This window comes from Enterococcus sp. S22(2020) (genome assembly GCF_020295385.1).
GTDB classification, from domain to species: Bacteria; Bacillota; Bacilli; order Lactobacillales; family Enterococcaceae; genus Enterococcus_L; species Enterococcus_L dunnyi.
The window spans coordinates 197124-219003 of sequence record NZ_JACFUD010000001.1 but is presented as its reverse complement, the minus strand read 5'-3'; the positions used below and the strand labels follow the sequence as shown (position 1 = coordinate 219003).

Genomic DNA, 21880 nt, shown 5'->3' with positions numbered 1-21880 from the left:
ATGGGAAAAACATTATTTGATAAGCTTTGGGAACAACATGTGGTCAGCGGGAAAGAAGGCGAACCGCAGCTGCTTTATATCAATCTTCATTTGATTCATGAAGTGACGTCGCCGCAAGCATTTGAAGGATTGAGAGAAGCGGGTCGGAAAGTCCGTCGACCAGATCGCACGTTTGCTACGATGGATCATAATGTTCCAACAAAAGATATCTTCAATATCACAGACCTAGTAGCAAAAAAACAAATCGAAGCACTTCAAAAAAACTGTGACGAATTCGGCATCACGCTATGTGATAATGGCAGCGAACGTCAAGGGATCGTTCATATGGTCGGTCCGGAAACTGGCTTGACTCAGCCGGGAAAAACGATCGTTTGTGGTGATTCTCATACCGCAACACACGGTGCTTTTGGTGCATTAGCTTTTGGTATCGGGACAAGTGAAGTCGAACATGTTTTTGCCACACAGTGTATTTGGCAAAACAAGCCTAAATCGATGGGTGTGAAAATCACAGGAAAATTAGCAAAAGGCGTGTATGCAAAAGATATCATCCTAGCGTTGATCGCAAAATACGGAGTTGATTTCGGTGTCGGCTATGCTGTTGAATTCTATGGAGAAACGATCGAAAGCCTGACAATGGAAGAACGAATGACGATTTGTAACATGGCGATCGAAGGCGGTGCGAAAATGGGGATGATGGCGCCGGATGAGAAAACCTTTGAGTACGTGCGCGGTAGAGAATATGCGCCGGAAGATATGGAAGCAGCGATCGCGGATTGGAAAAAACTGCCAAGTGATCCTGATGCGGTGTACGATGTGGATCTAGAATTGAATGCAGATGAGCTTGTGCCATATATTACTTGGGGCACAAACCCGGAAATGGGCATTCCAGTTACAGGGACTTTCCCAGAAATCAAAGATATGAATGATGAACGTGCTTATAATTATATGGATCTTAAACCGGGACAACGCCCATCTGATATTGAGATCGGCTATGTCTTTATCGGATCTTGTACGAATGGCCGACTATCTGATTTAGAAGAGGCTGCTCGAATCGTCAAAGGTAAAAAAGTCAAAGAGGGGATCACAGCAATCGTGGTACCAGGGTCCAGACCTGTTCGAAAAGCAGCAGAAAAAATCGGTTTGGATAAAATTTTCACAGAAGCCGGCTTTGAATGGCGTGAGCCAGGCTGTTCAATGTGTTTGGGCATGAATCCAGATCAAGTACCAGCAGGTGTTCACTGTGCTTCCACTTCAAACCGAAACTTTGAAGGCCGTCAAGGAAAAGGGGCTAGAACGCATCTTTGTAGCCCCGCAATGGCCGCAACAGCTGCACTTGAAGGAACATTTGTCGATATTCGAAAGGAGCTTGGTGCATAATGGAGGCATTTACACAACATACAGGAACCACGGTTCCGCTGATGAATGATAATATCGATACGGATCAGATCATTCCAAAATCATTTCTGAAACGCATCGAAAAAACAGGATTTGGGGAATTTCTATTTGATGAATGGCGTTATTTGCCAGATCGTACACCAAATCCTGACTTTACCTTAAACGAACCGCAATATAAAGAAGCAACGATTCTGATCTCAGGCGATAACTTTGGCTCAGGATCATCCCGAGAACATGCGGCTTGGGCATTAGCAGATTATGGTTTTAGAGCGATCATCGCCGGAAGCTTTAGCGATATCTTTTATATGAATGCGACTAAAAACGGCTTGCTGCCGATCGTTTTAAAGCGGGAAGAATTAACAGCTTTGGCACAGCTCAAAGCAGATGAAACGATCACGATCGATCTGCCGAACCAGCAAGTTATAGTACCTAATGCGACGTATACATTTGAGATCGATGGCACATGGAAGCATAAGCTGGTGAATGGCTTGGATGATATCGCCATTAGCTTGGGCCACGCTGACGAAATCACGGCTTATGAAGCGAAAATTCCTGCTTATTGGCAGTAAGTACATCGGTAGAGAAAAGAGGAAACAGATGGACTGGGATGCAAAAAAATACAATACCACGCATGATTTTATCTTTAAATATGGTGCTGGTTTATTAGAATTATTACCCAAGGAGCCAAAGCGAGTGATCGATATTGGCAGCGGTACAGGAGAATTGACTAAGCAAATTGCTGAATTAGGTCACAGCGTAACAGGCATTGAACGATCCGAAGCAATGATCACGCAAGCGACGAATAAATTTCCAGAGTTGTCATTTATAAAAGGAGATATTTTAGATCCTGTGATAGGATTTGACTCTTATGACATTGCTTTTTCAAACGCTGTTTTTCATTGGATTCCAGATCAAGATCGTTTGCTTCAAAATATTCATCAGCTATTGGTTGATGGTGGTGAGTTGATTTGTGAATTTGGTGCGGTTGGCAATGTTCAAGCCATTCGAGATGCTTTTCGTGAAGAGTTAGCTGCGTATGAGATTTCTTTAGAGGAACCGTTTTGCTTTACTTCATCCGAAGACTATCAAAAATTACTTGAAAAAAACCATTTTGATCGCATCGAAATGTTAGAATATGAGCGACCGACACCATTAAAAGAAGGTGCTTTTGGGTTACATCAATGGATGGAACAATTTTATCCGAACGAGTTAGCAGAACTGACCCTAGAACAAAAAGAAATAGTTCTCGAAAACATGGATCAGAAATTAAAACCTGTTTTATGGAAAGAAGATCATTGGGAAGCCGATTACCGCAGATTGAGGATCCACGCAGTTAAACAAGCAACAAAAAGAAGCAAATAAGTAAAAGAAGGACTATTGATTTTCAGTAGTTCTTTTTTTATCTCATCTTTTAAATGACAGATCGAATAAATGTGCTAAACTAACAATAGAAAGAAAAATAGAAAAGTTGGAAAGACAGGAGTGTTTTGGGGAATGAAGAAGAAAGTTTTGGGGATCTCGATCGGTGTAGTCGTGGTGATTCTTGCGATCATCGGTGCAGTTTTACTTCAAAAGCAAGCAAGTGAAAAGAAAAAAATCACCGCTGCGCAAAATGAAATCGCAGCCATCGAAAAAACAACAGCAAAAGATGGTGAGTTATCGAAAGATGTTGCATTACTTTACGAGGACGAACAAGAATTTCTAACCAAAGAAATCAAACCTGTAACGATCAAAGAAACGAAAGAAAAGTTGTTAAAGAAACAAACAGAAATTGAAAAAATCAAACGTGAATACGGCAAGAAAGTCACAGCCGACAAAGCTGAAACAAATATTCAAGAGCTACAGAAAAAAACAGCTTTAGCCAATGATAAATTAGAGATACAAACAAAGACAAATGAACTATTCAGCTCAAAAGAACCAGCGCTGAAAGGCGATAACGTCAAAGATCAATTACCGATCACAGTCGATTTGACGAAAGAAAAAATCACCACAGTCACAGATGAGCTTAAAGACAACAAGGAGCTAAAAGGAAAATGGCAAGTCGCAATCGAATCGATTCTAAAAAATGCGACAGAACAAGTCGATCAAGTTGAAAAAATAAAAAAATTACTCAACGAGCCATTTGATGGAAATGTGCCTAAAGAAACCGTTCAGCAAAGCAACTATGATACTTTAAACAAAGAAATCGAAAAGGTCAAAAACGAAGAGCTGAAAACGACCTTTACAGCCAAATTGATTTTAATGAAAGCGATGATCGATACGCAAGGACAAATCAGTGCATTGACGCAGCAACAAAAAGCGGCAGAGCAAGAAGTCAATAACGCACTAGAAAAAGCCAAAGCAGATGCCAATAAAGCGGTAGAACAAGCAACAGGTGATGATAAAATGCTTCTGGGTTATTCAGATGACCAGATCGAATATGCTCGTGTGTGGTTGACATTGATCGGCGTGAAACCATCGGAGCTGAATGCAAAGGTGATTCCTGCGGGAACACCACTCAATCCATACGATGCAGGTAGTGTGACATATCCAACGGATGCTATTATGCTTTACGGTGGTTATAGTGCTGAAGGACAGATCGTTTATACAAGTAATCGAAATGGGACGATCAATGTATATCCAGTACCAAGCCATTGGCAAATCGGTGCGGAGGTTGCGAATGATCCAGAAAAAGTGAGAGCATTGACACAAGATATTTTGGATAATGTTCGAGTAGTAACAGTAGATGTAGGAAATCCGCGGGATGTATTGGATTTGATTAGGGTTCAAAAATAGAATAGTTATGGAAACAGGTGATTTGGAAAATGGTTATTTTCTAGATTGCCTGTTTTTGTATGAAACGATAAAGCGAAATTAGTAAGAAATAAAAGTTTTTTATAAACATCATTTGATCAATTAGACAGAACATTTGAAAAATATATATTTACACAGAGTTAGTTTCGAATTACAATTAGGGAGATAAGTAATAATTGAGATTTTTAATACCATTTTATAAATAATTAAAAGAGGTGACCAAAATGACGAATGAAGCAATTAGCTCAGATGTAGGTGTAGCATCAAATTACATAAATCCAATTTCAAGTGCCAAAGACTCCTCATTGCAAACAACTGTCCATTCATCTACGATTAGCTTTTCTAATCTTTCTGTTTGCGAGAAAGTAAAGAGTACTAATGGCAAATCAATAACAAGTACTAGTCAATATGGCAGTGCATTGGCTAAAGACTTAGCTAATTTTACGATGATTGCTACTACTTTTGCTGAAAAAGATGCACAAATTGCAAATGGAGGGTAGAAAATGTCAGAAGAGAAAAAGAAAGATTCTTTCGATGAAATGATTATGCTTAATCGAGAATTACAAACTGTCACAGATGAGTTAGATAAAAATAAAAAGCAAATTGAAAAACTTGAAGAAGCGGACGATATCACCCAACAAATCTATAAAGAAAACACAGATATTTTAGATGAGTTGGCTTACTACTGGAAAGGTGACAAAGCCAATCGTTTTCTTTATATGGCTCACGAAGAAAATGAGTATGATCATAAACGAGCGATGAACGCATTGGATAAGGCTCAATATGAATTAGAGCAAGAACAAAAAACATTAGTCAAAAAAGAGGAGAATCTGGTAGATAAACAAATAAAGCTACGACAAGAGAGCAGTTAAAAGGAGGTTCTATTAATGGGGTTGAAGATAAGGGTAAGCGAGATAACAAGTTATTTAGATCAGATAAATTCTTCATTAAACAGCAAAAACGAAGGACTAAACCAAATCATGCAAGGTATGCAAAACTTTATTAGTGCGACAGAATTAACCGGTAATGCATGGTCAGCAGCTAAAAGCTATGCTGAAATCGCTCATATTCCACTCTTGCGTGGCCAAGTTCGAGCAAATGATGAAATCATGAATGACAATCTAACTTTTGCAAGTCGCATAGCTGAAAAGATCGAAAATGAAGAAATTGATGAGGATGAATTAAACAGAACTATAGAGCGTTTAGAACAACAAAGACGATCCATATTGTATAGAAATAGCTTGATGGATAATAGTCCATCATTTGGAACTAGAAATGTCAATGCGGATGATGGCTCAAATGCGATCACGATCCAAATTCATCAATTGAAAGAAGAAATACAATCGATGTATGATTTGGAAAGTTCTTGCTCTGATTTATATACAACAGCGGATTCATTATTAGACAACGTTAGCCAAGGTTTAGCCGCTCTTGCGAGTACTAGTTGTTTTGATGGCTCAAATGGTATGTATAGCACTGCGAAACTTACACTTGATTGGGCCAAAAGTATTAATAAAGAGTGGAAAGATAATTTTGTTTTACCATTTAACTACGCAAAACTTGTTCAAGAGATCAAAGATGACAAAAGCTTATCACCGACTGAAAAAGCGGATAAAATTGCACGTGTTTATGAAGATTATCTTTATTCACTAGCGAAACCTGCTTTTGATGAGTACGATAAGATAAGAGCAAAGTTTGGAGCAAATTCTCCGGAAACAGAAGAAGCGGAGAAAAAGTTAGCGAAAATATTACAAGAGCTTGATATTGATATCAAATCAATAGTGAGAAGTTTGGGAAATAATGCTATAGATGTTTCCGATAAACATCTCCTCGAGTTTGTAGATATGGTAAATACGAAAAAGCCTCTAGATTTAAAAAGCAGAATTTTTGGTGAATCGGATTATTCGATTTGGTCAAGACAATGGACACCAGAATTTATTGTAAAGACAAATGGTAAAGAAGACAACCGTTCAGCTGACTATCTAGGAAATTATCTTTTTGGCTATTATGGGCAAGGAGCGTTCATGTTTAAAGATGATGCTTTAAAATATGGAGCTGGTGTTGCGCAAGGGTTTATTTCTGATAAGGATATTCCAAAGTGGATTGAAAATATTAAAAATGGAAATTACGGAGATAATAAAGGTGATGCAGAATTAATAGAGAAAGGAATCGCAGATTTTGAAAAGTATAATAAAAAAAATTAGTATCACAATTGCAGCTATCGTATCAGTAATTCTAGTTATTTATCTTATTTCAAATGCTGTATTAGTATATAGATCCTTATACTTTCCAAATCAAGAGAAGAAATTTAAAGTTGAAATTCAAGAGAGCAATATTGAAGCTGAAATTCGAATTTATGTTGATAATAAGGCTGGAAATGATTTAAACGTAACCTTAAGTGAGGAAAACGGTGAAATACAGGAGTTGGAAAAGCAAAAAGGGACAAAAGAAATCATGTATTTTAAAAAGGCAGAAGCTGGAAAAGAATATATAGTAAAAGTAAAAAATAGGACAGATTCATTTGTTTATAGTTATGTTATTGTAGAAAATAACAATTAGATTGAAATTCATGATGAAGTCTTGATTATTTAAACTAGTTAAAGTTTGTAATGATAAGAAAATTGGTTCTTTTGAAAACTATGGTGATGCTAAAATTATAGAGGAAGGAATAACGGATTTTGAAAAATACTATAAACAGAATTAGTATCATTATAGTATCTATTTTAACTATAATGGTAGTCGTCTATCTTGTTTCAAATATCAGTTCAGTTTATCATTCCCTATATTTTCCAAATCAAGAGAAAGAGTTTCAAGTAAAAATTGATAAGAAAAATATTGAACCACAAATTTCAGTATATCTAACAAAAGATAAAAAAGAAACGTTTGAAATTAGAGTAAATGACTCGGAAGGAAAGTCAGTTGAACCAGACTTTGTTGGTGAAGATCGTTTTACACCGAAAAATAAATTTTTTTACAGCTATCGTATCTATACAGGGAAAGGTAAGCAGTATACTGTAAAGATAAAAAATAGAACAGACTCATTTGTTTATAGTTATGTCAGTGTAAACGACAATAACTATAAATCCTTATTTTCTGAGATGCAAATTCGTTAAAAATAGCATATTCAATTTTACTTCAATGGGGACATTTTGCTGAAAAGGAGAGGATAAATGATTTCAAGAAATTTGACAAAAGAGGGTAGTATTATCATTATCATTTTATTTTTCGCCCTCGTGTTCTTCTTAATTCCAAAATACGAAGGAACTAAATATCTACCTCATGAAGAAAAAGAGATTCGAGGAGTAATTCATGAGGCAAATATTGAAGCTTGGGTTCGTGTTTATGTGGATAAAAAGACAGGTAAAAATTTGGACATAGAATTAATTAGAGAGAATGGCGATATCAACCAGTTAAGGAAACAGGTTGGGACAAAACAAATTTTATATTCACACAGAGTTGAAGCTGGAGAAAAGTATATTGTTAAAATAATAAATAATACTGATTCTATCATTAAATCTAATGTCGTCGTTGAAGATAATGACTAAAATAAGTAATATTAGTTAGTTTAGAGTGATGCTATAAAAAAAGTAGCAACAAGTTTCTGGAGAACATCAATGAACGTAAAAAATACAATAAAGTCAAGTAGTGTAATTATTATTATTTCACTTTTTTCAATTATTTTCTTCTTAGTACCCAAAAATTATGGACAAAAGTATCTTCCTAATCAAGAAAGAGAATTTAATATAAAAATAGCTAAAAACAATAACGAAGCTCGTGTGCATATATACATTGATAAGAAGTACAAGAACGATTTTTCCGTAAATTTTTATGATGATCAAACTCAAAAAGTGATAAAACCATATAATATTGGCGAAGATAGGTTCACTCCAAAAGATAGGTTTTACTATGTCTATATTGTAGAAAAAGGCAGGACATATACTGCAAAAATTAAAAATGAAACGAATAAAATAATAACGTCTAGTGTTTTAATTGAAGATAACAATTAAGACTGATGAAATAGAGTAGAAGAAAATGTGTTTCATTATTTCTCAGAAACTACGATAAATAAAGGTATTATTGGTGATAAAATATGAAAGTTTATGAATCAACGAATAAGAGATATAAACTAGTAGAAATGAACGCCAAATATTATTTGTTAGATTTGGATAGTAATAAATTCTGTTGGTTCTTGCCAATGCTTGTGTGGCTATTCCCTTTTAAAGCAATAGAAATCGATAAAGTAAGGTTTGACGAGTTAATAACAAATAAAAAAGCAGGCTATGGTGTTGTTCAGATTGTAATACTTTCTATAGTTATTGGAAGACCATCCACATGGTTAATAAACACGTATTTTCAAAACTATGTAACAATTTCAGGAGTTATATTAGGAACTGTTTATTTGTTTGTAGTTTTAGCACTTCTAATAAGTTATCGTGCAATTAATGCCATTGTTAACAAACGTAGAATGTATAAAAATATTGGAAATTCGAGGGAAGGAATACTTATCCGTATAAAGAAGGAAAGTATAACGAGTTATTACAAGAGAAATAGCGCAATTGCATTTTTAATAATCTATTTAGCTATTTTTTCTTCTGGATATTTTAGTGTATTCTATTCATTTGATATGATTGTAATTTTCATTATTTGTGTGTTGTTTTCTCTATTTCTTAATCGAGGATATATTTATCCTTATGGAAGTAATTTTTCTGTACAAGAGTGAAAATGAACAAATCCTATTTAGTCAATTTTTATAGAAACATACGAATTATGAGGAATGTTTATGAAATTTGAAGACACATCTATCTCTCGTTTTAAATTAGTAACAATCAATAAAAAAGATAACTACTTAGTAGACTTAGATTCTCATAAGTTAACATGGTTATTTCCAATGGCAACTTGGTATTTAGAAAATAAAGCGGCTAAAATCGACAAAAAGCAGTATGAGAAACTAAAAAAAGTACCTAAGAATAAAATGGGAGCTTCCGTATGGTCTTTTTCTGGATTTATGTTGAGTGGAGTGATATATGCTTTGATGAAAGGTATAGAGAGTATCTTTTTTGAAGAGATGACCATTAACCTTATATTACTGTCCTTCTTAGTTGCTATTTTAATTAGCTTTATTTTCAGATATATACGTTCCATATCGAATGCTAATAAATTGAAACAAATTTTTAGTAAGGAAGAAATGAGTACATTTGATCATTTAATTGTTTTGAAAAAAGATAATCAATTCTATAAAAAGCGTTGCATAACTGGAACAATCATTTTACTGGCAATACTTGTTTTCTTATTGTCTTTATTCATTCATGCAAAATCTTTTACTGTTGTGCCTGTACTCTTCATTTATTTAGTATTTGTATCATTTTTAAATTCATCAATAGCAAAGCCGATGGATGATATGGAATATATTGACAAAACAGTTAAGTAAGGTTGAGTTAAATTAACTATAAAATTAGAAAAACATAAGAATTCTAATTATTTAGAAAAATGTATAAGTGTTTGTTTTCATGATGTCGATTTATTATTTCATGTTATAATAATTTTAGTTACTTTATAATAGAAATGAATATTAAATAGGAGGTAGAAAAATGAATTGGAGTTTTCCTTCCAATAATTTTGGACAAATAAATGGTATAAGTGATTCAGGAATTGAAACGTTTCTTGGTGAGCCAATAAAGTCATTAGCTAGGGAGATTTGTCAAAATTCTATCGATGCTATTGTCGATGAAAATAAGCCAGTAGTAATTGAATTTGAAAAATTTTATTTAAATTTTAATGATATTCCAGGTGCAAAGAATTTACTTGAAGCTTTGAAAATGGGAAATGAATTTTGGAAAGTTCAAAAATCAACAAAAGCAAAGCGATTTTATGAAGAGGCGATTGAACTTTTTTGTAACGAAAACATTCCAATGCTTCGTATAAGTGATTTTAATACAAAAGGATTGAAAGGTTCAAAAGAATTATATAATACACCTTGGACGAACCTAATAAAATCTTCTGGGGCATCAGATAAAGCAGGTTCTGCTGGTGGTTCTTTTGGAATAGGGAAATTTGCTCCGTTTGCCTGTTCAAGTTTTAGAACAGTTTTTTACAGTACTTTAGACTATAGCGGAAATAGTGCATTTCAAGGAGTTTCTAGGCTAACAACTTTTAAGAATAATGATGGAGAACTAACCCAAGGTGTTGGTTATTATGGTGATGCGAAGAATATGCCTATATTCGAACAAAAGAGTCTTCAAAAGGGGTTTAAAAGAGAGTATCCATATTCAGGGACTGATATTTTTGTTTTAGGGTTCTTTTTTGAGGATAGTAGTTGGGAAGAATCAATTATAGGTGCTGTGTTAGATGGTTTTTTAAATGCAGTATATTCTGGGAATCTTATAGTTAAAGTAGGCAAATATGAAATTTCAAAGAGTAGTATAGATGATCTTATCAAAGTTTTTCCAGATGCGTTTACAGAGAAAGCACCAAATTTCTATAAAGTTTTGACATCATCTGAAACGGTTTGGTTTGAACAAGACTTTAAAAAAATGGGAACTATTAAGTTAGGATTATTAGTAGATGATTTAATGCATAATAAAGTTGCAATGGTTAGGAAAACGGGAATGAAAATTCTAGATTACCCTATTAGAAATCCGCTAGTTTCTGTTGGAGGGGTTTTTCTAATATTAGGAGAAAATTTAAATGAATATCTAAGAAGTATGGAAAATCCTCAGCATACTAAATGGGAACCAAAAAGATTAGGAACTAGTGAACCAAGGGCAAAGCAAGATATTATCGCTTTGCGTAAATTTATAATGCAATCTTTAAATACGTTAATACAGGAAGAGGAGGAAGAAGAATTAGATTCAGGAGTTGGAGAATATTTACCTCTGGATATGGATAATGTAGATGGGGATCAACAAGAAACTGAAGATATTACTGGAAATATTACGGAAATTAAAGTGACAGAAGTATCACCAAGATTAGTAAAAAAAATATCAGCTAGATTAGATAAAATGGAAACGGAATTTGAATATACTGATAATATAAATGGGTTTGATAATGTAGATAATTTTGTTGGAAAAAAAGAAAAAAAAGGTAAGGGAAACGGAAAATCTAGTATTTCAAGAGATTCTCTAGATGGAAAAGGGTATGGAAGTGAACATGAATATAAAAAAGGGGAAAAGAAACCAGTAGAGATAAAAAAACCAAGAATAATAGCTTTGAATAAAGATGAAGGAAGATATTCCGTTTCATTTATTCCTGAGAGAACAGTTACTAATTCTGAAATATCTTTAATAATAGTTGGGGAATCACAATCAAATCAAGCCGAAATAATTTCTGCACAACTTATATCTTCACCAACATTGAAAATAGAAAAAAATAGAATTATTGGTGGGACACTTGAAAAGGAAAAATTGGTTAGATTAATTGTTAATATCTATTCATCCGATTATTTATCAATGGAGGTACGAGTAAATGGATATTAGAGAAAAGCTCTACCCTTATCCTGTTTTAACAAATTATTCAGATGATTATATTGAAAGCAAATTTGAAACCGATGTGAGAATTGAAATTATCGGATATGAAGTGATTTTAAGTTTTATTTCTGTACTTGATAATTATGAGTTATTGAAATTAATTAGAGATGGAAAGGCAAAGTATGCTTATCATATTGAATGTACTCAAACTTCATATAGGCAAGTTATCTTAACTGATGAACCTACAAAAATTCATCATATTACTGATGATAAAATAAATGGGAAAATAAGTATTTGTCCATTTATTATAGCAGTAGATAAAATTGAAGAATTTTTTAGCGATGATTTCAATGATGTATATAAAGGTTTCACTTTCATGTTTGAAGAGGGATGTATTATTGGTGTAGGGCAACAATTTAATATTTCAATACAGAAAAATCGTGAAGACTTGACTAAAACACCATCAATTTTTAGTATAGTAAAATATTATGGAGATAAAAACAATAACTCAATAGATATGTTTTCAAATAAAATAGTTATTCGTATACCTGAAACTGAATTTATAAGATATCAAACTCTATGCAAAACAGAAGCATTAATCCCAGTTTTAAGCTCAATGATTATCTTACCAGCACTTGTGTATGTGATAGAGCGGTTAAGTAACTTGAATGACGAAGATAAATTAGAGTTTATGGATTATACTTGGTTTAATTCTTTAGATTCTATATTGAAAGAAAGATTCCAAATTGAATTGCTTAGTGAAGATTTAAAAGATCATAGTAGTTTCGAATTGTCTCAAAACTTAATAGCAAATCCCATTTCCGATGGATTAAATAGGTTATGGCTTGGTTATAGTGAGAATGGAGATGAAGAAGATGAATAATATTGAAATAGTAAAATCAGAGTCTCTTCAAACAATTAAAAATAATTTACCAATATTAGAAAGATGTTTTTATTATGAGGATAACCACAAATTTTTAGAATTTTTTAAAGATGATTATCCATTTACAAATTCAAAAATTGAATTAGAAAATTTTGATTTAATAATGAACAATGAAAAACCATTTTTCACAGAATTAGAAAATGTAAAAAGAGTATATAACCGTTTAAAATTCTTAACTGATTCTCAGGCTTCAGACGAAAGGTTATGGGCAGGATTGTGTATAACAAGGTTTTGGGAATATACCAAATATAGATGGAAAATAAAATCAAGTTCAGATATAGAAAACCATTTTTTCTTTGGTTACGGAGCGAGAAGATCTCTGACAAGAAATGCTCTTTCTAGATTGTGGTGGATTGGGAGACTTTCATATGATGAAACAAGAAAAAATCCTTATGAATTAACTGAACTATTATGTGAAAATTCAAATTATATTCAAGATGTGTTAGAACGTAATACTTCTAACAATTCTCAGATTACCAGAGCTTTTCTAACAGCAATTCTCCAACTACGGGAAGAAAATATTGTCATCAATAAAAGAGTAATGGCTGAGTTATCAAAATATTTGAATCTTTTGGGGGGAACATATCTCCTTGACTGTATGGATATGAAAACTATTGAATTAAAAATTTTTGAAAAAGGGATTCAGCTTTACAGGAGTGAATTTTAATGGAACCTAATTTAGATATTCTTTTTGAAGATAGCAAGTTTAAAAAGATTCAATACTTTTTAAATGAGCAAGGAATTACTGATTTTGATGAGCTATGTGCATTTGATTTGGATGAGATAATTTTTATTCCTGGATTAAGTATAGAAATAATAGAGGAATTTAAGGAAAATGTTTATTCATATAAAGAAGAAGCTAAAACTAAATTGAGCATGTTAAATAATAGTAATGAGTATTTGGAAATTCCAGAGTGGTTGATGAATACACAAATTTTATCAATTATTGATAGAAAATTAATTGATAGAAAATTAGAGAACCTTTTCAAATTTAGTCATATAGAGACCGTTAAGGACTGGCTTCACTTTGAAAAAGATAAAATGTCTTGCAAAAGGAAAAATAATTTAATTAAGTTTGAAAATGAAATAACAAATAAAATTAATGAATTAAAAGGCATGGATTTAGTTGCAGTTCCTAATGAATATTTTAATTCAGAGATAGAAAACATACCTATAAATTTTTTACCAGAAATATTACAGATGAAAATATCCGAAATTTTTAATGGAGTATATATTACTAAAATTTCAGATATTTACAGTTTAAATTTAACTCCTGTACAGTGGTATTTACTGGAACAGAATCACGACGATTTGAATAAGTCTTTAGATAATATGTATTTAGATAAAATAAAAAATATAGATGAACGTAGTTTGTCAATATTGAGAAAAAGAGCATCAGGAGAAACTCTAAATACAATAGGAATACAATACAATTTGACTAGAGAAAGAGTTCGCCAGATTATAAAAAAAACTATTTCTAAAATTATTAATTACGCTGAAATAAGAGCTTTATCAAAAGTATCTATTAGTAATCCTTTTATTAGATTAGAAGACTTATATTTTGATGAAGAAGAAGAACGAAAATTGTATTTTTTTATTCTTAAAAATTCTAATATAATTATATTTAGTGAAATGTTAGATAAGTTCATTTTCAAATCTAGTAGTAGTTTAGAGGTAGAATTAAGACTTACAAAAATCATGAAAGATATAATTGGGCAATATGGAAACCTATATGATTTAATGGACAAAATAATTGAAGAGTTAGAAGAAAACAATTTAGATTTTATTGATATGGATGATATTCAAAACTGCTTAATAGCAAATGATTATACTTTTTATGGGGATTTTGTTATTAAACGAGGTAGTTCATATGTATATTCTTGTATTGATGCAATACGACGTTATTTTAACTTTGACCTAAAATTAGATCAAGATGAAGGCAATGAAGATATGAAAAAATTGAGAAATATAATTTTTTTTAAGTATCCTGGAATTGAATTACCAGAAAAAAATCGAGCACTTTTTGCAAGAATTACGGATTTTCCAGAAATAATACTTTCTGGAAGAGGAAGATATTGCCCTATTGAAAAAGTTTACTTTCATAATGAATTGATTGAGGATATCAGAAAACATATTTTAAGAAAAGAACAAAATACTTTCTATTATTCGGAGCTTTTTGAATTATTTAAGGGAAGACTATTATTAGAGAGTAATATTGATAATTACAATTTTTTACATGGCATTATTAAGTGGTGTTATCCTGATGATTTTGAATATAGAAGAGATTACTTAAATAAAAATTCTAAAATGTCTGATGAAACATATGATGACCGAATAATTAGTTTAGCTAAAAAAGGACCAGTAACTAAAAAAGAAATAAAAAAATATATACCAGGTATACAAGACTATACTATAAGTTTTATCTTAGAAAGAAATAAAAAAATTATTATGTGGGATACTCATACTTATGTACATGTTGATAGTCTAAATATTTGTCAAGAGTTCATTGGAAAACTTGATCGTATTTTACAATATAACATATTAAAATATGATGGATTTATTAGTGAACAGATTCTATATGATGAATTTATGAAAATAGATTCTAGTATAGATTATACACCAAAAAATTTATTTTATATTAGTTCATATTTTTTTGATGAACTATATGATTTTAGAATTCCAAATATTGCCAAAAAAAATTTAGTTGAAGGTAACTTATCCACTGAGAAAATTGTAGAAACTATGTTAATTGATGAGCAGACAGGATATTTTGAATATGCTAATCTAGATAAATTTGCAAGTAAGATGAAGTGGAAGTATATTACAAAAAATAATGCTATGAACAACTTAACTTCAAAATTAATCAGAATTGATCAATATACGTATTTAAAAAAAGACAAATTTTATCTATCTGAAAACAAAGTCAATAAGATAAACCAATCATTGAGGTTGTTGCTAGGAAAATACGACTTTATGCCATATGAAAGAATTGTAGATTTTAGAAATTTTCCTGATATCAATTTAGAATGGAATCATTATCTTCTACGCTCAATCATTGAAAACTATGACTCTAGTTATCGCTCTATAAATAAATTAGTTAAGGATATTAGATATAACAAAAGTTTTATTGTGCCAAAGGAGAGTGAACTATACAGTTATGAACAAATCGTAATCAGTGTAATTAAGAATAGAAATTTATTGGAAATATCCCAAATTGAGCTCAGAAATATTCTTTTGTTTGAAGGATTAACTAACGAAAATATTCCTCAAGAATTATATAGTGGAATTAATATCTCATATGATAAAAAGAAGGAAAAGTTTATATTAAACTAACGAAAGTGGATTATAAAAATAATCTAGTTGTCTTGTAAGTGCTTAATTTTTGTGAACAGAGGTAGAAAATTTAATGTATAACGTAATAGATTTATTTGCCGGTGCTGGTGGACTGAGCCTAGGCTTTAGTAAAAATAAAAATTTTAATATTGTTGCAGCTGTTGAAAATGATAAATACGCAAGAGAAACATATATCTATAATCACAAAAATGAAAATATAGATATTTTGTCTGATGTGAGAGAAGTAGATTATTTAAAATTTAAAGAAAAATTTGAAACAGTGGATGTAATTATAGGTGGTCCCCCTTGCCAAGGTTTCTCGAATGTAAATAGACAAAAGAATAATATCATCAATTCTAATAATATCTTAGTTAAAGAATATGTTAGAGCTGTAAAAGCATTAAATCCCAAAGTTTTTATCATGGAAAATGTGAAAATGCTTACTTCTGAAAAACATAGGTTTTATTACTCTAAGAAAGATCAAGCAGAAATAGACCTTTTAGATCTTGATATTAGGTCGGATCATGTATTAGTGGCAAATGGTAAATACAAGGACTTTGATATTTTAGAGATTGCAAGATGTGGAAAATACGAAGAATATTTAATAAAAGATGGATTATATAATTTATTAAATATATTATTCCGAAAAAAAAGGGATACTATCGCTGTAGAGAAATTTTTGGACAAGAATTTACAGAAGATAGAAAATTTAGTGGAAATTGATAAAAGTAACTCAAGTATTTTTGCTAGGGATTACGATCTATTTTTATCTGCCTTACGTACTAGAAAATATTCTATGGATTTTTTTGATCATTTTGATTCGTTTATAAATTTTCAAAAAGGGATTAAAATAATCGAGGAATTAAAAAGAAATGAAATAATTGCTACTTTTTTCAGTAAGGATAATATAGTATATGCTGAAGTTCAATCTTATTCAGTTGTGGACTATTTAAATGAGGTATTTAAAGAAAACTATGAACAAACTGTTGGAGTTGTTAATGCAATTAATTATGGTGTTCCCCAAAAACGGAAAAGATTTATATTAAGTGGTGTTAGAAAGGACCTTAATTATAAAGATATATCTCAAATTTATGAACATACTAGTAAGGAGTATACCGTAAGAGATGCCATTGAAGATTTGGAAAAAATAAAACCAGAATTAGAAGTGAATTCTGCTCCAAAAGGTTATAGACAGAATAATCTGTTTGAGAATGAGTTTTTAAAAGAAATAAATGATTCTGATCTTATCTACAATCATGTTATAACTGCAACCAGAGAAAAAGCTCTAGAGAGATTCAGAAACTTGAAAGAAGGCGAGAATTTTCATAATCTAGATAAATCTCTAAAAGATACTTATACAAATCCTGAAAGAACTCAAAATACAATATATCTCAGAGTGAGTTATGATAAGCCTGCTGGTACAGTAGTGAATGTGAGAAAATCGATGTGGATTCATCCAATTCTTAATCGTGCGATAAGCATTAGGGAAGCTGCAAGGTTACAGTCTTTTCCAGATAGCTTTGTTTTTAAGGGAACCAAGGATTCTCAATATCAACAAATAGGAAATGCCGTTCCCCCTAAATTATCAGCAATTATTTCTAAGACAATTTTTGAATTGTTTAAAAGAAACGAAAGGCGTGAGATTTTAGATTAAATACTTATTTTAGTGTGGATCAAAAATAATATTATTGAATAGTGATTTTTTAATACAAAAATAAGTTTAATAAAGCGTATCTCTTTTAAGGTCGTCATAACAAGAATAAAGTGTTAAAATGTTAACTTAAGGTGATCAAAAAACTATTATAAAGTAGAAGAGGGATATTTTGGAATTAAAAATTTTTTCTTTTTTTTCAGGCTTGGGTTTACTTGATTTAGGTTTTGAAGAAAATGATTATACAATATTAGAAGTTTTTGAATTCTATAAACCATTTTTAGAAGCATATAAATATGCACGTGAGGATATGAATTTTAAAGAGCCAAAATATGGTTATAGTCAGAAGGATATTTCAGAGCTCAATAAAGATAAAAATTTTGAAAACAAGGTTTTGCTTGAAAAAGAAGAAGGAACATTAGGATTTATAGGTGGTCCTCCTTGTCCAGATTTTTCAATTGCTGGCAAAAATAGAGGATCAGAAGGAATTAATGGAAGACTAACCACAGATTATTTTGAATTAATTAAAAGAAATCATCCGCACTTTTTTTTGTTTGAAAATGTGAAAGGAATTTGGAGTACGAAAAGGCATAAAGAATATATTAGAAAAAAAATTTCGGAGATGGAAAATGAGGGATATTTGATTTCATATGGGATATTGAACTCTATAGACTATGGTGCTCCACAGAATAGAGAAAGATTTTTTATCATTGGTGTGGATAGTGAAAAATCTACTGAACTAGGTATTTATAATCATTTCAATATGTTGGAAGAATCTTTATTCACTACTGATTTAGATGTTGCACAATATAATTGGCCAGAGTTAAATATTTTTGCTCAAGAGTCTAATTTGGAACCTAATACTAATATATTAGAGGAGATAACTGTAGAATCTTGGTTCAGAAAAAATGACGTTTATGATCATTATAATTCTTTAGACTTTTTTCAACCAAAATCCTTAGAAAAATTTAATACAATTGATGAAGGCGATGTATCTAGAAAATCATTTAAAAGGTTACATAGATGGAGGTATGCTCCAACTGCAGCTTATGGTAATAATGAAGTCCACTTACATCCTTATTTGCCTCGAAGAATTAGTGTTGCCGAAGCTTTAGCGATACAGTCTGCTCCGAAAGAATTTAAAGTGAAAAAAGAACTTAGCATGACGGATAAATTTAAGTGTGTTGGAAATGCAGTTCCATTTTTATTATCCTCGCATATAGCAAAGACGATAAGAGAATATTTAGAAGGGAGATTTTAAATATTGAATTTTTTAGAAAAAAAGAAGGAGGATATTTTAAGTGACTTAAATTCTATGTCATCAAAAGAATTTTATGAGGAATATATTATGTGTACTCGAATATGGTATTTTGAAAGAGTATTATTACAAGATAGTGTCGAAGAAATAGATGATTTCAAAAAAATTATTTCTGAAGAATTTAAAATTGAAAGACACGATTCTCACCTTGTTGGCAGTGGTAAGTTAGGGTTCAGTTTAGCTCCAAATAAAAAATTTAAGTCTTTTAAATTAGAAGAATCCGAAGGGCAAGTGCTTTCTGATTTAGATATCGCAATAGTTTCTCCTGAACTATTTAAAGTAACATGGGAGAATTTAAAGGAGTACAAATATGAACAAATGATTAGTGAATATAAGGTTTTATCTTCTTCTGTCTTTAGAGGATTTATTAATGATAAAAACTTATTTCAACAATTGGGACTTAATACTAATGCAATAAACCATATAGATAGATGTAGTATAAGATTAAGAGATCATTTTGACATCATTCATCCCATAAATTATAGAATTTACAATTCTTGGAGAGATTTGGAATTGTATACACTTAGTGGAATAGAAAAATGTAAAGGAGGTAATTTAAAAAAATGAAATTTAAATACACTGAAAATACTAAAACGATTTCAGAAGTGCATAAATTAATAAAAAATGAAGATTTAATAGTTGATCATTCATACCAAAGACGAGCTATTTGGAGTGAAAAAGATCAGATTAGATTAATAGAGACAATTCTTTTAAACTATGTCGTTCCATCTGTCTATTTTTGGCAAAGTGAAATTGATTCAGAGACTGGTGACTCAATAACTCACATTGTAGATGGTCAGCAAAGGCTTAACTCTATAGATCAATTTGTAAAAGGAAATCTAATATTAAAGACAAAAGATTTATTAGATGAGGAGGCACAAAAACTATATGGAAATAAATCATTTGCTCAATTAACAGAGGGGGAGAAAAAAGATTTTTGGGGGTACAAAATATCCGTTATTGAAATAGACCCTAATGCAAATGAAGAAAATGTTATTAAAATGTTTAATAGACTTAATTTGACTGAATACACATTGAACAATCAAGAAAAAAGACATGCAAATTTTGGTAGTGGTAAGTTCCATGAATTTGCATCTGAGCTGTCAGAGAATGAATTGTGGGAGTATATAAAGATATTTTCCGCAAGAGATATAAAAAGAATGCAAGATGTTACTTTTTGTGCTAATTTAATAATTCTTTCTAAGAGAGGAATTGTTGATCAATCAAAAATAGATGAGCCTATTAATGAAGCATATGAAAAATATAAAGATAATTATCCAGAAATAAATGAAGATAAACAGATTATCGAACAAGCAATTAGGTACTATTATAATATTATTGAAAAAATCGGTCTTAACAGGTTTATTAGAACAAAAATTCAGGTGTATAGCTTATTTTCGTTGATATTTCATATGATAAGAGAAGGCATAGAGTTTCTTCCTGAACATTTTGAAAACTTAAGTGCGTTTATTAATCTTTATAATAATCATGTGAATACTGATTCTCAGAATATGGGTCTTACTAGCGAACAGTCAGATTTATATGATCAAGTAAATAGATATAAATTATCTTCATCTGAAGGTGTTAATAAATTATCTAATAGGACTACAAGATTTTTTGTTTTGAAAGATTTAATATTAAAATCTAGATTTGATACTTCAACTTTTGATAGTCTAAATGGTATACTTGAGACTATCAAATCGGACACAAAAAAAGCGCGTTAAATTATTAGCTCTTACTTTTTTTATGAAAAAATTCAAGTGACCTAATCAGCTAAGATTAGGGGCATTTTTTACAAAAGTAGCTATGTGCTCAATTTATATTCTCTGAAAGGATTACAATCTACCATGTTAAACAATCTCATAGAAACAATGAGCAAGTCAGAATCAATTTTTGCTGAAAAAGAAGATGGCACAAAGGTAAATTACTATATTTTCCCTGAATTCGAAGTCCATTTAAACACGATTCCAGCCGGTACAATTCAAGGTTGGCATACGCATAGTGACATTGAAGAAATACTGCTTGTTAATGACGGAGAAATTAGAGTTGAAACAATTGTTGATAACAAAAAAACATATAAGGACTGTCAAAAAGGGGAATTAATCCGTATGAATCAGAGTTTACATCGGATCTTAAATCTCCATAATCATGAAGCAGCTTTCTCTGTATTCAGATTCGTACCTCAAGGGATTGATCACAGAGAAAAAATAAAGAACGATAAAAAATCATATACCGATGACGAAGTAGAAGCTATGTTAAAAAGAATGTAGTCTAGCAAAAATAAAACGCTTAGTCATTATCAGAGGATGGACAATCTCCATCCTCTTTTATAACATACGCATTCCATTCCATTTTCTGTTTCCTATTTCCCAACTTTCTTCGCTCTCACCATCTCCTGCACCAATGCATCCCCAACTTCAACTAATCCTCGATAATCCTCATAAAACGCCTGAAAAACCTGTCCGCGCGCATAATACTCCTTAATAATCTGCTTCTTATTGATCGGTCCACTATGAAAGGCAAAAAATGCCATCAAAACCGACAACGGCTCCTCCCAAGAAGCCAATCGTTCCATCAAATCCTTCAATTCTACGATTTCCTGATACGAGATCGCTTTCACACACAACGCTTGCTTTTCCATTCACACATCTCCTCCAAAATAAGCAGGATAAGCCCTCAAGACTCGCTCCTGCCGTTGTTCATTCCTTCGTACATTTATGCATTGACTAGGGCAAGATCCTTAAAGCGACGATAAGAACGACTATTCAAGCCTTGCTGTATTCCTACCACCTCGGATCAACATAAAACAAAAAAGATATCGCAGTCCTCCAGCAGAAAAAGCCAGTCCTAAACCCGCAACGACTTTTTACCATTCGACATACAATACCGTTCACAATCAGCCAAACCAAACCCGCAGATTCTCTTGGAAGGCCCCAACCTTCAAAAAATTCAAGAACCATCTAGAATTTAAACGAAAAATTAGG

General features: G+C 31.5%; 23 protein-coding genes. 22 read left to right on the top strand and 1 reads right to left on the bottom strand.

Annotation, left to right across the window (positions count from 1 at the left end; genetic code table 11):
* The 22 genes from leuC (at position 1) to H3T55_RS00890 (ending at position 21166) form a co-directional block, all read left to right on the top strand.
* Positions 1 to 1377, top strand: a complete 1377-nt coding sequence (gene leuC, locus H3T55_RS00995; protein WP_225533068.1) for a 3-isopropylmalate dehydratase large subunit — start codon at positions 1 to 3, stop codon at positions 1375 to 1377.
* On the top strand, positions 1377 to 1964 hold the full coding sequence (gene leuD / locus H3T55_RS00990; RefSeq protein WP_225533069.1) for a 3-isopropylmalate dehydratase small subunit: 588 nt from the start codon (positions 1377 to 1379) through the stop codon (positions 1962 to 1964). The genes leuC and leuD overlap by 1 nt, the downstream gene beginning before the upstream one ends.
* A gap of 28 nt (positions 1965 to 1992) precedes the next feature.
* Positions 1993 to 2757, top strand: coding sequence for a class I SAM-dependent methyltransferase (locus H3T55_RS00985; protein ID WP_225533070.1), 765 nt, complete (start codon positions 1993 to 1995; stop codon positions 2755 to 2757).
* A gap of 132 nt (positions 2758 to 2889) precedes the next feature.
* Positions 2890 to 4170, top strand: a complete 1281-nt coding sequence (locus H3T55_RS00980) for a hypothetical protein (RefSeq protein ID WP_225533071.1) — start codon at positions 2890 to 2892, stop codon at positions 4168 to 4170.
* A 242-nt stretch (positions 4171 to 4412) separates the two neighbouring features.
* On the top strand, positions 4413 to 4688 hold the full coding sequence (locus H3T55_RS00975) for a TIGR04197 family type VII secretion effector (RefSeq protein WP_225533072.1): 276 nt from the start codon (positions 4413 to 4415) through the stop codon (positions 4686 to 4688).
* A gap of 3 nt (positions 4689 to 4691) precedes the next feature.
* Positions 4692 to 5060: a DUF3958 family protein gene (locus H3T55_RS00970; protein WP_225533073.1), complete on the top strand. Its 369-nt coding sequence runs from the start codon at positions 4692 to 4694 to the stop codon at positions 5058 to 5060.
* Between the two features lie 15 nt (positions 5061 to 5075).
* The gene (locus H3T55_RS00965; RefSeq protein ID WP_225533074.1) at positions 5076 to 6392 is read left to right on the top strand and encodes a T7SS effector LXG polymorphic toxin; all 1317 of its coding nucleotides are present in this window, start codon (positions 5076 to 5078) and stop codon (positions 6390 to 6392) included.
* The gene (locus tag H3T55_RS00960; protein ID WP_225533075.1) at positions 6367 to 6747 is read left to right on the top strand and encodes a hypothetical protein; all 381 of its coding nucleotides are present in this window, start codon (positions 6367 to 6369) and stop codon (positions 6745 to 6747) included. The genes H3T55_RS00965 and H3T55_RS00960 overlap by 26 nt, the downstream gene beginning before the upstream one ends.
* Positions 6748 to 6866: 119 nt before the next feature.
* Positions 6867 to 7301 carry a hypothetical protein gene (locus tag H3T55_RS00955; RefSeq protein ID WP_225533076.1) on the top strand — a complete coding sequence of 145 codons (435 nt, stop codon included), beginning with the start codon at positions 6867 to 6869 and terminating at the stop codon, positions 7299 to 7301.
* A 57-nt stretch (positions 7302 to 7358) separates the two neighbouring features.
* Positions 7359 to 7733 carry a hypothetical protein gene (locus H3T55_RS00950; protein ID WP_225533077.1) on the top strand — a complete coding sequence of 125 codons (375 nt, stop codon included), beginning with the start codon at positions 7359 to 7361 and terminating at the stop codon, positions 7731 to 7733.
* 69 nt (positions 7734 to 7802) lie between these two features.
* The gene (locus H3T55_RS00945; RefSeq protein ID WP_225533078.1) at positions 7803 to 8195 is read left to right on the top strand and encodes a hypothetical protein; all 393 of its coding nucleotides are present in this window, start codon (positions 7803 to 7805) and stop codon (positions 8193 to 8195) included.
* An 83-nt stretch (positions 8196 to 8278) separates the two neighbouring features.
* Positions 8279 to 8908: a DUF443 family protein gene (locus H3T55_RS00940; RefSeq protein ID WP_225533079.1), complete on the top strand. Its 630-nt coding sequence runs from the start codon at positions 8279 to 8281 to the stop codon at positions 8906 to 8908.
* A gap of 60 nt (positions 8909 to 8968) precedes the next feature.
* Positions 8969 to 9616, top strand: a complete 648-nt coding sequence (locus H3T55_RS00935; RefSeq protein WP_225533080.1) for a DUF443 family protein — start codon at positions 8969 to 8971, stop codon at positions 9614 to 9616.
* A 160-nt stretch (positions 9617 to 9776) separates the two neighbouring features.
* On the top strand, positions 9777 to 11660 hold the full coding sequence (locus H3T55_RS00930) for a hypothetical protein (RefSeq protein ID WP_225533081.1): 1884 nt from the start codon (positions 9777 to 9779) through the stop codon (positions 11658 to 11660).
* Positions 11650 to 12534, top strand: a complete 885-nt coding sequence (locus tag H3T55_RS00925) for a hypothetical protein (RefSeq protein WP_225533082.1) — start codon at positions 11650 to 11652, stop codon at positions 12532 to 12534. Before H3T55_RS00930 ends, H3T55_RS00925 begins: the two co-directional genes overlap by 11 nt.
* The gene (locus H3T55_RS00920) at positions 12527 to 13261 is read left to right on the top strand and encodes a DUF6339 family protein (RefSeq protein ID WP_225533083.1); all 735 of its coding nucleotides are present in this window, start codon (positions 12527 to 12529) and stop codon (positions 13259 to 13261) included. Before H3T55_RS00925 ends, H3T55_RS00920 begins: the two co-directional genes overlap by 8 nt.
* Entirely contained in the window at positions 13261 to 15927 is a 2667-nt protein-coding gene (locus H3T55_RS00915; RefSeq protein ID WP_225533084.1) for a sigma factor-like helix-turn-helix DNA-binding protein, read from the top strand. Before H3T55_RS00920 ends, H3T55_RS00915 begins: the two co-directional genes overlap by 1 nt.
* 73 nt (positions 15928 to 16000) lie before the next feature.
* The gene (locus H3T55_RS00910) at positions 16001 to 17581 is read left to right on the top strand and encodes a DNA cytosine methyltransferase (RefSeq protein WP_225533086.1); all 1581 of its coding nucleotides are present in this window, start codon (positions 16001 to 16003) and stop codon (positions 17579 to 17581) included.
* 169 nt (positions 17582 to 17750) lie between these two features.
* Positions 17751 to 18839: a DNA cytosine methyltransferase gene (locus tag H3T55_RS00905; RefSeq protein ID WP_225533087.1), complete on the top strand. Its 1089-nt coding sequence runs from the start codon at positions 17751 to 17753 to the stop codon at positions 18837 to 18839.
* A gap of 3 nt (positions 18840 to 18842) precedes the next feature.
* Positions 18843 to 19463 carry a hypothetical protein gene (locus H3T55_RS00900; RefSeq protein ID WP_225533088.1) on the top strand — a complete coding sequence of 207 codons (621 nt, stop codon included), beginning with the start codon at positions 18843 to 18845 and terminating at the stop codon, positions 19461 to 19463.
* Positions 19460 to 20620, top strand: a complete 1161-nt coding sequence (locus H3T55_RS00895) for a DUF262 domain-containing protein (RefSeq protein ID WP_225533089.1) — start codon at positions 19460 to 19462, stop codon at positions 20618 to 20620. Before H3T55_RS00900 ends, H3T55_RS00895 begins: the two co-directional genes overlap by 4 nt.
* 147 nt (positions 20621 to 20767) lie before the next feature.
* Entirely contained in the window at positions 20768 to 21166 is a 399-nt protein-coding gene (locus tag H3T55_RS00890) for a cupin domain-containing protein (protein ID WP_225550068.1), read from the top strand.
* 92 nt (positions 21167 to 21258) lie between these two features.
* Here the strand turns inward: H3T55_RS00890 and H3T55_RS00885 are convergent, their stop codons facing one another.
* Positions 21259 to 21537 carry a hypothetical protein gene (locus H3T55_RS00885; RefSeq protein WP_225533090.1) on the bottom strand — a complete coding sequence of 93 codons (279 nt, stop codon included), beginning with the start codon at positions 21535 to 21537 and terminating at the stop codon, positions 21259 to 21261.
* Between the last annotated feature and the right edge of the window lie 343 nt (positions 21538 to 21880).